The sequence below is a fragment of the Neorhizobium sp. USDA 3394 genome, from assembly GCF_056280385.1.
In genome coordinates this window covers 980,050-991,821 of sequence record NZ_JBWCDU010000002.1, presented here as the reverse complement: position 1 = coordinate 991,821, position 11,772 = coordinate 980,050, and the positions used below count along the sequence as shown (strand labels likewise).

Annotated in this window: 10 protein-coding genes; 3 read left to right on the top strand and 7 right to left on the bottom strand. The window is 61.3% G+C overall.

Annotation, left to right across the window (positions count from 1 at the left end):
- Positions 1-45: 45 nt before the first annotated feature.
- The gene (pstS, locus tag ACZ9EJ_RS26260) at positions 46-1,053 is read right to left on the bottom strand and encodes a phosphate ABC transporter substrate-binding protein PstS (protein ID WP_476100116.1); all 1,008 of its coding nucleotides are present in this window, start codon (positions 1,051-1,053) and stop codon (positions 46-48) included.
- A 516-nt stretch (positions 1,054-1,569) separates the two neighbouring features.
- Here pstS and ACZ9EJ_RS26255 point away from each other — a divergent pair.
- A complete protein-coding gene (locus tag ACZ9EJ_RS26255; protein WP_037079265.1) occupies positions 1,570-1,773 on the top strand; it encodes a cold-shock protein in 204 nt (67 codons plus the stop codon).
- Between the two features lie 246 nt (positions 1,774-2,019).
- Here ACZ9EJ_RS26255 and malQ read toward each other — a convergent pair whose 3' ends face one another.
- The 6 genes from malQ to ACZ9EJ_RS26225 all read right to left on the bottom strand — a co-directional run bounded on the left by malQ (position 2,020) and on the right by ACZ9EJ_RS26225 (position 9,558).
- Positions 2,020-3,891: a 4-alpha-glucanotransferase gene (malQ, locus tag ACZ9EJ_RS26250; protein WP_476100114.1), complete on the bottom strand. Its 1,872-nt coding sequence runs from the start codon at positions 3,889-3,891 to the stop codon at positions 2,020-2,022.
- A 269-nt stretch (positions 3,892-4,160) separates the two neighbouring features.
- Positions 4,161-5,078 (bottom strand): SMP-30/gluconolactonase/LRE family protein, encoded by a 918-nt coding sequence (locus ACZ9EJ_RS26245; RefSeq protein ID WP_046641016.1) that lies wholly within the window; start codon positions 5,076-5,078, stop codon positions 4,161-4,163.
- 24 nt (positions 5,079-5,102) lie between these two features.
- On the bottom strand, positions 5,103-6,050 hold the full coding sequence (locus ACZ9EJ_RS26240; protein WP_046641015.1) for an ABC transporter permease: 948 nt from the start codon (positions 6,048-6,050) through the stop codon (positions 5,103-5,105).
- Entirely contained in the window at positions 6,047-6,988 is a 942-nt protein-coding gene (locus tag ACZ9EJ_RS26235) for an ABC transporter permease (RefSeq protein WP_046641014.1), read from the bottom strand. Before ACZ9EJ_RS26235 ends, ACZ9EJ_RS26240 begins: the two co-directional genes overlap by 4 nt.
- On the bottom strand, positions 6,985-8,448 hold the full coding sequence (locus ACZ9EJ_RS26230) for a sugar ABC transporter ATP-binding protein (protein ID WP_046641013.1): 1,464 nt from the start codon (positions 8,446-8,448) through the stop codon (positions 6,985-6,987). Before ACZ9EJ_RS26230 ends, ACZ9EJ_RS26235 begins: the two co-directional genes overlap by 4 nt.
- 93 nt (positions 8,449-8,541) lie before the next feature.
- Positions 8,542-9,558 (bottom strand): ABC transporter substrate-binding protein, encoded by a 1,017-nt coding sequence (locus ACZ9EJ_RS26225; protein ID WP_046630311.1) that lies wholly within the window; start codon positions 9,556-9,558, stop codon positions 8,542-8,544.
- A gap of 236 nt (positions 9,559-9,794) precedes the next feature.
- Between ACZ9EJ_RS26225 and ACZ9EJ_RS26220 the strand changes: the two genes are divergently transcribed.
- Positions 9,795-11,033: a GAF domain-containing sensor histidine kinase gene (locus ACZ9EJ_RS26220; protein ID WP_046630457.1), complete on the top strand. Its 1,239-nt coding sequence runs from the start codon at positions 9,795-9,797 to the stop codon at positions 11,031-11,033.
- Entirely contained in the window at positions 11,030-11,755 is a 726-nt protein-coding gene (locus ACZ9EJ_RS26215) for a response regulator transcription factor (RefSeq protein ID WP_046630309.1), read from the top strand. Before ACZ9EJ_RS26220 ends, ACZ9EJ_RS26215 begins: the two co-directional genes overlap by 4 nt.
- The last annotated feature ends 17 nt before the right edge of the window (positions 11,756-11,772 follow it).

The window sequence follows — 11,772 nt, the reverse complement described above, 5'->3', positions numbered from 1 at the left end:
CGGCCCGGAACGCCGGAGTGAAAAACCTGGCTACGAAGCACCAGCCTACTGGCTGGCGGCAGTGTCCTTCTTCAGCCAGTATTTGACGATCTGGCTGACCATTTGGGGTGTCACGGGCACGTAGCCCAGCGCCTCGGCGTCCTTGCCACCCTTTTCGAATGCGAGGCGGAAGAAGTCTTGAACCCGCCCGAACCTGTGCGGTCCTATCTTCCTGGAAACGACCACGAAAGTTGCCCCGGCGATCGGATATGCCCCCTCGGCCGGCTGGTCGGTCAACGACACCGCGAAATCCTTCGATTCATCCCAAGAGGACGCGCTTGCGGCGGCCCGCACGCCTTCCGGCCCCGGCTTGACGAACTTGCCCGCCCTGTTACCGATGGCCGCGTAGGGGAGATTTGCCCGTTTCACCTGGCCGAAATCGGCATAAGAAATGGCGCCCTTGGTCGCCTGCACGGAGCGTATGAGATCCTGGGTGCCCTCCACGGAGGTTCCGATGGGCCACTTGATCAGAGTATCCGCACCATGGGTCGCCTTCCATTCCGGGCTGACGGACGACAGATACTCCGTGAATATAAAGGTGGTCCCCGAACCGTCCTTGCGCGTGACGACGCCGATCGCCAGGTCGGGAAACGCGATATCCGGATTTACGGCCTTGATCGCCGGATCGGCCCAGGACTTGATCTTTCCCAGGTAGATGTCGGCAAGAATAGGTCCGGTAAGCTTGATCCCGTCTTTCTCGATCCCATCGAGGTTGACGGCGACAGCCACGCTGCCGAGCACGATCGGAAACTGCTGCCGGCCATGCTTTGCCAGTTCCTCATGCGAAACAGGCACATCTGATGCGGCAAAGTCGAGTTCTGGCTGGTCGAGGCGCATCAAACCAGCCAGGGAACCCACCAATTCATAGTCGACGGTCCAGTCCGGCGAACTGAAATCGCCGTCGTCCATGCGCGCCTTCTCGTAGTTCTCGGCCCATCTGGCGATAATGGGTGCAGCAAAGGTTGATCCAGCCCCGCGGATCGGATCGGCCATGACCACTGTTGGCCAAAGCATGAAAGCGATCCCGATGAGTCCCCAAAGAGGGGCGCCAGCCGCACCCAGCCCATGCGTCTGTCGAAAGAAACGTTCCATCGGTTATTTCCCTCATGGCCGTTATCAGCGCCCGACGAATGGCCCGATGGCCGGGCATCGTTATTCGGCAGCGAGTTGCCCCGCTCCATGCACCATCCAAAAAGATGTCCCGGGAATTTAGGTATTTGTCTTTGTTAACATCCTGATGACGGATCACTTGTGAAAATCCTCAGGGGTCCTGCGAGGAGGACGCCTTGAGCGGTAGGTGCACCGGCCATGCCAACCGATCGATTGAGATCTTCCGGGAACGAACCCGGCTGCGATCGTACGATCGAATCTCCCCGTCCCTGACCACCAATCCGACAACCTCAACCTTACCGCCAAGCACCCGACAAGATGCGTCTCGTTAACAAGGAAGTCGCGCATGCCTTGAAAGCGGGAGGAATGCGCTATAGGCTCCCGCTCGCGGCAACGGCCGTGCAAACATCAGGAGCCTTCATGCCTACCGGTACTGTCAAATTTTTCAACGAAGACAAAGGGTTTGGCTTCATCACGCCCGAGAATGGTGGAGCGGACGTGTTTGTGCATGTCTCCGCACTGGAACGAGGCGGATCTTTGAGAGAGGGACAAAAGGTAAGCTATGAGCTAGGCCAGGACCGCAAAACTGGAAAATCAAAGGCCGAAAACGTCAGCGCCCTTTAATCGGCACTGCACGTTTAGACTACAAAAGGTCGAGCCGAAAAGGCGAAGCCAGTGAGATGCCGGCGCATCATTTGACAGCCGCCGGCCTCTCCCATCCTATTGAATACAGATGCTGTGCCTGAAAAGCCGTGCGGTTGGATTTTCGATCCTACCTTACAATCGCTTCCAGTGATCCCCAGTCATCCAGGTCGCCGCGACGGCAGAGCGATGGCGTCGCCGATCCTTCCGTGCGTGATCGCCTTCCTCTCAGTTCCGGTTCGAGTGATGACGCCCTTCGACCTGAGTGGATTGAACGGCGCGTGGAGAACGACGTTCCTCGCCGACCGCAACGATGATGGGATGGGTATGGGCCAGATCCGCCAGCTCCTCAACGGTCACCGATAGTTTGGGTTTCCAGTTCGGGTAGGTGTCACTGGTCCCCGGTACGTTCGTGGGCTGTTTCTCGTCCGTCACGTCAGCCAATCGCACTGCCACGAGCAACGACGGCGTCTTCGCGATGAAACGGTGCGCCATCACGGCCAGTGCCGAAATGTCATTCTCGCGCACCGTGGCTTCGCCCGTTGCAGCGACCGGGAGCCCGGCCGCTTTGAACGCCCGCAGAACCTGTCTTCGTTCCCTCTTGCGGTCCTTCATCTGCTGGCGGCCAGCGTCGCCGGAAACGAGCCCGTGGCTGATGCGCATCTCGACGTCTGCCGCCTTCCACCATCCGACAAAAGTCTGGTGATCGTGGGTCGACACACAGGCAAGTGCGAGGGACGGATAGTCCGCGGCCGGCCTGAAGCCATTCCTGGTCTGCTCATAGGATATTATCCGATAGGACAGGATATTCGCCGCTGCCAATTCGGCTTGTAATCCCTTCGGCAGGTTGCCGAGGTCCTCTCCGATCACCACGCAGCGGTATCTCTCGGACAATGCCGCCAGCGTGGCGATCAGCGACGGCTGAGGATAGGCGACATAGGCTCCCTGCTCGGGTCCATTTTCCGCGGGCACCAGAAATAGCCGGCGCAGGGCGGCGGCATGATCGATACGGACAGCACCGGCATATCGCATGACAGCGGACATCAGCTTTTCGAACGGAGATGGCTCGCCTTCGGCAATCGCCGAGGGGTGAAAAGCCGCCAGCCGCCAGTCCTGTCCGCTAGCGGCCATCGGGTCCGGTGGGCTACCTATGCTCGCGCCTTGGACATAGATCCCGCGGTTGCTCCAGGTCCCGGAACCATCGAGGGCTTCGCCAACCGCGACATCGAGGTATAGCCCTATACGCATCCCCAATTTCTGCGCGTGATCGGCAGCCTCCAAGAGCTGCCGATGCGCCAGCCATTGAAGCCACATGTGAAACGCGACCTCATCTTCGTGTTCTTCGGCGAAGCGGGACACGGGTTTGCTTTTCGGATCACGGTATGGTTCCGGCCAGCGGTGCCAGCCCGCCTCTCCGCCCGAAACCACCTGGGCCTCGGAAATGGCCTCGAACAGCGCATGAAGGCGGAGCGCCTCGCCACCATCGTGACGAAACGTCGAGAATTCGCGATCGGCGACACTGTTTTCCCTTCGCAGATGCTTTGAACTCCGCCAGACCCTGCGGAGGTTATCGAGCTTTACGCGGGCCACCCGTCCGTAATCCACCAACGGCGCAAGGCGCAATTGCTCGATCTCGCCCTGCACTTCCGGAGACCATGTAAAGCCCTCGACCTCATCGACGGCGATATAGAGCGGATTGAGAAACCCACGGTTGGACGGTTCGTAGGGGCTGCATCGGTCGGGGGCGGCAAGAAACGGGGCGTGGAGGGGATTGAGGCCGACAAAATCGGCTCCCCACGCTTTTGCCAGGCCTATGACCGATCGGAGGTCGGCAAAATCGCCCATCCCCCAGTTCCGTTCCGACCTCAATTCGTAAAGCTGGCACGACAGCCCCCAGACCCGATCGGTGCTCGCGAAATCCGGGAGGAAACATTTCGGCGGATCGGAAGCGAAATGCGGGGTCCGGGCAGGCGGAAGCCCCTTTAATGCCGAGAGTATTTTTCGCCGGCCGATTTCCGGGACAGGTACATCCTCGCCGCTTGGCGAGGGCCGTTTCGCCTCGACACCATATCGGTCCGCGATCGAATCCTCTTCGCTCACGGCCTTTGATCCGCCTCTTCTCATCGAACCGGCTTCCACGGAAATGATCCCTCGATCCGCTCCATCGCGATCCCTTTCTCCCAGCTCTCGTGCCGATCACGAAGCCAGCGCCATGGAACTATCGCCGCGGCCAAGTGTTCCGGCGGCGAGCAAATAACGGGCCGCCGAACTGCAAAGCGCCGGCGGGGCTCAGCACCCCCGTCGCTGCAACAGCTATTCGCAACGATCCGTCGGCGCAGAATCCCACACCGCGTTCATGAGCTGCGCAATCAGCCCAATGCCACGCCGTTGGTCGCCACGAATACACAATAGAGCGATTTGGTGGCGGTGATGAACAGCCTATTCCTGCGCGGCCCCCCGAAGGTGAGGTTCGCGACCGTCTGCGGCACGAGGATCTTGCCGAGCAGCACCCCGCCGGGCGAGAAGCAATGCACGCCGTCGCCGGCGCTCGTCCAGACATTTCCTTTTACATCGACACGGAAACCATCCGGCAGGCCGTTGTCCAGGCTGCAGAAAATCCGGTCATTGGCGAGACGCTTGCCGTCGACGACATCGAACACCCGGATGTGCCGCGGCGCCCTGATGTCGTGGCTGGAGGCGGAGTCGGCGATATAGAGTTTTGTTTCGTCCGGAGAAAAGGCAAGACCATTCGGCTGTCCGAAATCGGTGACGACCGCCTCAAGATCGCCACTCGCCGGATCGAGGCGGTAGACGTTACGTGTATCCTGTTCCGGCTCGGCCCGGTAACCTTCGTAGTCGGACTTGATGCCGTAGGTCGGATCGGTGAACCAGACGCTGCCGTCCGAGCGCACGACGACGTCGTTCGGCGAATTGAGGCGCTTGCCCTGGTAGCGGTCGGCCAGAATGGTGATCGACCCGTCGATCTCGGTACGCGTCACGCGCCTGCCGCCGTGTTCGCAGGACACCAGCCGGCCCTGACGGTCGCGCGTATTGCCGTTGACGAAATTCGACTGTGAGCGGAACACCGAAACACCGCCTTCCGGTGCCCAGCGCATCATCCGCTGGTTTGGAATATCGCTCCAGATCAGGCAATTCAGGTCAGCGAACCACACCGGTCCCTCGGCCCAGCGGCAGTCGGAATAAAGCTCCTCGAGGGCTGCGCTGGCGACGATCAACTGCCGGAAGGCTTCGTCGTGAATCTCGTAGATGGAGGTTTTCTGCGGCATGGGAATGTGTCCGATTGGAGTTGTTCATCGGTTGGCTTGACGGCCGCCGGCGAGGAGAATGACGGCGATGATGATGAGGCCGGTGAGGATGAGACGGAACCCGGCGCCGAAGCCATAGGTGTTGAGCATCGACACCACAAGGAACATGAACAGCGAGGCCCCCCATATGCCCGGAATGTTGGAATTGCCACCCGCCACGGCGGCGCCGCCGATCACGACAACCGCGATCGACATGAGCAGGTATTCGGAACCCATATTGAGTGCTGCGCCGCCGGAGAAGCTCGCAAGCAGGTAACCGCAGATCGAGGCGAGGACCGCGCAAAGAATGTAGGTGACGAGCCGCGTGCCGTCGATCGGAATTCCCGTCATGCGGGCGGCTAACGTGCTCTGACCGATCGCCGAGATCCAGCGGCCATAGATTGTCTTTTCGAGCAGGACCCAGGCAATCACCGAGAGGATGAGCGCGACGATGGCGATATTGGGAACACCCAACAGATTGGATGTGGTGAAGTTCGCCAGTATCTCCGGGGGCTTGATGCGCAGGCCGCGGTTCGTCCAGATCGCCGTCGACTGGATGATAAAGCTCATGGACAGCGTCGCGATGATCGGCGGGATGCGCAGCAGCTTGATAAGCACGTAGTTGCCGATACCGATCGCAAAGCCCAGCAGGATCGAGGCGAGCAGGCCGACGACGATCATGCCGTCCTGTACGTCCATCAGCTTCAGCGCCAGCGTGCCGGAAAGGGTCATCGTGGCGGGCACGGAGAGGTCGATATTGCCGGGGCCGAGCGTGATCACGAACATCTGGCCGAGGCCGACGATGACGGAGAAGGCTGCGAAAGTCAGAGCCGCCTGCGACAGGCCGAGCGAGCTTGCTCCGCCGGTGAAGAGGACGGTAGCGATCCAGACGGCAATCGTGGCCGCGAAAGACCAGATCCAGGGTTTGGAGTAGAGAAGGCGTACGCCGCTCATCGGCTCTTCTCCCGCTTTTCCAGGCGGTTGAGGAGGAGGCGCAGCGCCAGAACGACGATGAGGATTGCTCCCTGAGCGCCGATCTGCCAGTCGGGGGAAATGCGCATGAAGGACAGGAACGAACCGGCGAGCGTCAGGGTCAACGCCCCGATGACGGCGCCGATCGGGGATACCTTGCCGCCGATGAACTCGCCGCCGCCGAGGATGACACCCGCGATCGACAGCAATGTGTAGCGCAGGGCTATGTTGGCATCCGCCGACGTCGTGAGGCCGACAAGCGCGATGCCGGACAGCACGGCGAAAAAACCGGCCAGCGCATAGGTTCCCGCACGGATGCGGATGACCGACCAACCCGCGCGTTCAACCGAGCGGACATTTCCGCCGACGCCGCGAATCAGCACGCCGACGGAGGAGCGCATGATGGCGAAATGGGTGACTAGCGCGATGATGACGCTGGCGACGATCGCCATCGGCGCGAAGGGGGGCCGGGAGGTCATCAGCCAGCGGGCCCAGCCCGGAGCTTCGCCGCCCGGAGATGGCAGCATGAGGACCGCGAGTCCGCTCCAGACGAAGCTCATACCGAGGGTCACGACGATCGAGGGCAGTTCTCGGACGTGAATGACGACACCAATCACGGCGTAAGCCGCAATAGCACCGAGGAAAATCAGCACCCCAACCGCCGGGGAGGCCTGCAGGAACGTCGCGGTCACGCAAGCGCAGAAGCTGACGAAGGCGCCCATCGACAGATCAAGGTCGTTGACCGCCATGACCAGCATCTGCGCCACCGTCGCGAGGGCGATCGGCACGGCGAGATTGAAGAGCAGGTTGAGGCCGGTATAGCTCATGGCGCGCGGCTGCATGTAGAAGACGGCAGCAAGCAGCAGTGCCAACGAAGCGGCGGGGATGACAAGGCGGATCGTGCCGGTGGATATCCTCATGCCGCTTCGCCTCCGCTGAAGGAGGCTTCGAGAACGTTCTTCTCAGTGACCTCGTCGCCTGCGAGTTCGGCGACGATCGCTCCTTCCCGGAAGACATAAACCCTGTCACAGAGACGTATCTCGTCCATTTCCGTCGAATACCAGATGAAGGTGCGGCCGCCTGCCGCTTCAGAGCGGAGGATGTCATAGACTTCCTGCTTGGTACCGACATCGACGCCGCGCATCGGATCGTCCATCAGCACGATCCTCGCGCTCGTCGCCAATGCGCGGGCGAACAGCACTTTTTGCTGGTTGCCGCCGGAGAGCGACAGGATGCGGTTTTCCATATCCGGTGTGCGGATCTCGATGCGCTTTTTCCAGCCGTTGCCGAGCGCGCCTTCGCGGTTACGGTCCACGATGGTCCTGGCGGAAAAATCGCCAAGCGATGCGACGCTGAGGTTCTTCAGGATGCTCCAGAGCGGGAATATGCCGTTCAGGCTGCGGTCGCCGGCAACGAAGGCGATCTCTTTCCGGCGGGCTGGCCACCAGTTGCTGTTGCGAGACAGATAGAGGTCGAGAAGCGTTTCCGTCTGGCCATGGCCTGCGAGACCGGCAAGGCCGATCATTTCGCCGCGATGGGCTTCAAAGGCAAGACCGTGCCCCCGTCGCGCAGGGGCGCCAAGCACCGGCGCTCGATTGCGTTTGTCACCCGTGCGCTGCCACTCCTTTTCGCGCGCCACGTTGCCCATGGCTTCGACGAGGCTGCGTTTGCTGAACTCCGATGCGGAGCGATCGGCGACGACCCGGCCATCCTTCATCACCACGATGCGGTCCGAGGTGGAGAGGATTTCGCCCAGGATGTGCGAGATCAGCAGGACCGATCCCCCCTCGCCGACGAACCTGCGGATATAGGCCATCAGCTGCGCCGCCAGCCCAGCGTCGAGCGAAGATGTCGGTTCATCGAGAATGACGAGTTTCGGCTTCTGGTTCAGGCCGGCGAAGCTGACGGCGATCTCGACCATCTGTCGCTCGGCGATCGAGAGGTCGTCGATCGTGCTGTCGCAATCGATGCCATGGCCGGGAAAAATTTCCTGCAACTGGAGTTTGACGAGGGCGCCCGCCCTGCTGCGCCAGTTCCAGCCTGCGAGTTCCGCGTGCATGATGCGGGCGTTCTCATTGACGGTCAGGTTGGGGCAAAGCGACAATTCCTGGAAAACGCAGCGAACGCCATTGGCTCGCGCGGTCGAGATGCCGTGCTGGGCGCGGACACCACCATAGCTGATTTCGCCTGCATGGGGGGGCAGGCCGCCGTTGATGACGTTGACGATCGTGGATTTGCCGGCACCGTTATGTCCGACCAATCCGACGCATTCGCCGGCATGGATGACAAGGTCGGCGCCGTCCAGGGCCTTGACGGCGCCGAAGGTGACCTTGATGCCGCGGGCGGCAACGACCTCTTGTCTTGTAGTCACTTCATTCATGCGAAACACGTCATCGACAGTTCGGGAGGCAGCCGGGCACGGATCGGGACACGGCGCGCAAGGGCGCCGCATCCTGTCTTGGGGAGGATCAGCCTACTTGGCTGCGCTGATGACTTTCTGGGCGTCTTCCAGCGAATACTCGACATTGGCGACGCCACCCTTCTGGGTGCCGGCGAGATTGGTTTCGAGATTGCCCTGATCGATGCGCAGGAAGGGGACCACAAGGTCCTTCTTCACCTGCTTGCCGTCGAGGATCTGCTGGGCCACCCAGAAGGCAAGCGTCGAAACGCCGGGAGCGATGGAGACGGACATCGTCTCGTAGCCGTTCTTGTCCTTCTGCTGTTTCCACCAGACGAGTTCGTCCTCGCGGTTGCCCATGACGATGGTCGGAGTGGGGCGATTGGCTGCAGCGAATGCCTGGGCCGCGCCGTAACCGTCGCCGCCCTGGGTTACGACGGCGGTGATTTCCGGAAGGCTCGGAAGAATGCCGGCGACGGCCCGCTGTGCGACGTCCTGCGCCCAGTCGCCGTTGACGGCACCGACGATCTTGAACTGCGGGTTTTTCCGGACGCCAGCCTGGATGCCTGCATGGATTTCGTCATCGACCGAAACCCCGGCGAGACCGCGAATCTCCAGCAAGTTCCCCCCCTTCGGCAGCTTCTTGGCGAGATATTCGACCTGGCTTTCGCCCATCGCCTTGAAATCCACCGCGATGCGCCACGCACAGGGCTCGGTCACGATACCGTCGAAGGACACGACGGTGATGCCGGCATTGCAGGCCTCCTTGACGGCGCCATTGAGCGCGGTCGGCGACGCGGCATTGATGACGATCGCGTCATAGCCCTGCAAGATCATGTTCTGGATCTGGGCCGCCTGCTCGGTCGCCTGGTTCTCGGCCGTCGTGAACGGATCGGCGGCGGCGACGATCTTCTTGGAGACGGCCTCCTTGGTGATTTTGTCCCAGCTCGTCAGCATGGCCTGGCGCCAGGAATTGCCGGCATAATTGTTGGAAAGGGCGATCTTTTTGCCCGAAGTATCGGCCAGGGCGGAGACCGGCCCGGCAATGCAAGCGATAGCGACAGATGCAAAAAGCATCTTCCTGATGATCATGATTTCCTCCCTAAGTCCTCGACGGGTTCTTCGGCCCGCTCCTCAACGGTTGTCCGAAGATAGTGATTGCGCTGAGCCCCGTTTGCTCAGTAAAGCGAGCATGGAGGAGAAATCAGATGTTGTATAGGCGCATACAAGCAACCTTCTTGCGGGTACTCGCGCAAAATTTGCGGGTTCCCGCAAGACAAGAGCAGCGGCGAGGCGTCTAATAACTGGAGGACTGGAGGATGTCCGTCATGCTCAATCCGGCAGCAAACGCGTTGTTTGACCGCTATCTCGGAATATCCCGGCTGCTGGCAGGCCAACTCGATTTCAACTCGATCATCCAGGCGGTTGCGGCTGAGATCAGCCATATCATCCCGCACGATCATCTCGACGTCTGCATCAAGATGCTGGACGGGAAATACCACATCGCCTACGAGAGCGGGCTTGCGACCGCCTGGAGCCAGCAGCCCCCGGCGCTGTTGACCGGTAGCCCGATCCGTACGTTACTTTCCGGCGAGGTGGATTTCCTGCTTTCGCCGGATGCATGTGCCGATCCGCGCTTTCATTTCGCCGGCGCGTTCTCGAGCCCGATCGTCGAACTGTCCCTAAGAAGCCGACTGCATGTGCCGCTGAAAGTTCAGGGCGATATCATCGGTGCCCTGAGCTGCTCCAGTCACGAGCGCGACAAATACTCGATGGAGGATGTCGAGAACGCCCGCTCGATCGCCGATCTGCTGGCACCCTATTTCTTTGCGCTGAGGGCTGCCGAACAGGCCAAACGCTCGGCGATCGTCGAGACGGAGGCCCGCGCCCGCGAAGAGGGATTGCGGCTGGGTGCGCTCAAGCTGACCGAGGCGCTGGAGGCCGAACGCCAGCGGATCGGCATGGACCTTCACGATCAGACGCTCGCAGACCTGACACGGCTCGCGCGGCGCATGGAGCGGCTCTCGGGACTTCCGGAGATGCACGGGGATGCGCTCGAACCGCTCTGCCGTACGCTGCAGCAATGCATGCACGATCTCCGCCAGATCATCGAGGAGGCCAAGCCCACCGTGCTGCAGCTTTTTGGCGTCGCGGAGGCGATCGAGAACCACTTGGAACGCTCGGTACGCGAAAGCGGCCTGCCCGTCGCCTGGCGGATGGTCGACGAGACGGGTGGAGCATTGCTCGACCTCGACCGGACCGTGGCGACCGCGCTCTTCCGCATTGTCCAGGAAGCGGTCAACAACGCGATCCGTCACGGGCAGCCGAAGACGATCCTGGTACATTTGCGTATCCAGGGCGACGCGCTGTCGATCGAGATCAGCGACGACGGGAGCGGCCTGCGCAACGGTCGCGACAAGGCGGGGCACGGGATAGGCAATATGAAGACGCGAGCGCGGCTGATCTCGGCAAAATTCGAGATCGGCGGCAATCCGGGCGGGCCCGGCACGACGGCCAAGGTCGTGCTGTCGATGGAACGCAGGCATGTTGCGGAGAAATCGGCATGAAAGTCTTGATCATCGAGGACGACCCGCTGCACCGATCCTACCTGCACGAGGCAGTGCGGGCGGCATTGCCGGAATGCGACACGGTGCTGGAGGCGGAAAACGGCCATGCCGGTGAGGTGCAGGCGCGCCAATCCCGGGCCGAGCACGTGGTTATGGACTTGCAGATGAGCGAACGCAATGGCATCGAGGCGGCCCGCACCATCTGGCGCGAAAGACCGGATACCAAGATTCTGTTCTGGTCGAACTACTCCGATGAAGCCTATGTGCGTGGCGTGGCGCGTATCGTTCCAGAAGGTGCGACATACGGATACGTGCTGAAATCCACCTCCGACGAGCGGCTGAAGCTCGCACTTCGCGGCGTCTTCATTGAATCCCAATGCGTTATCGACCGCGAGGTCCGGGGCGTCCAGCAGAAAAGCCTCGGCACCGCGCATGGCCTGAGCGACGCGGAATACGAAATCCTGGTGGATGTGGCGCTCGGCCTGACCGACAAGGCAATAGCACAGCGCAAAAAGCTCTCGTTACGCAGCGTCCAGAACCGGCTTCAGCAGCTCTATGAAAAACTGGACGTCTACGAGGAACCAGGCAACGGGCCAGAGGGCTGGTACAATCTTCGCATGCGCGCGGTCGCCGTCGCCCTGCTCCGCAAGGTGCTGAATGCCAGCGCGCTCGAAAGAGGCGAGCGTGAATTGCGCAGCGCCCGCGGGAATGAGGCACATTGACCGGATTGCCGCGATCG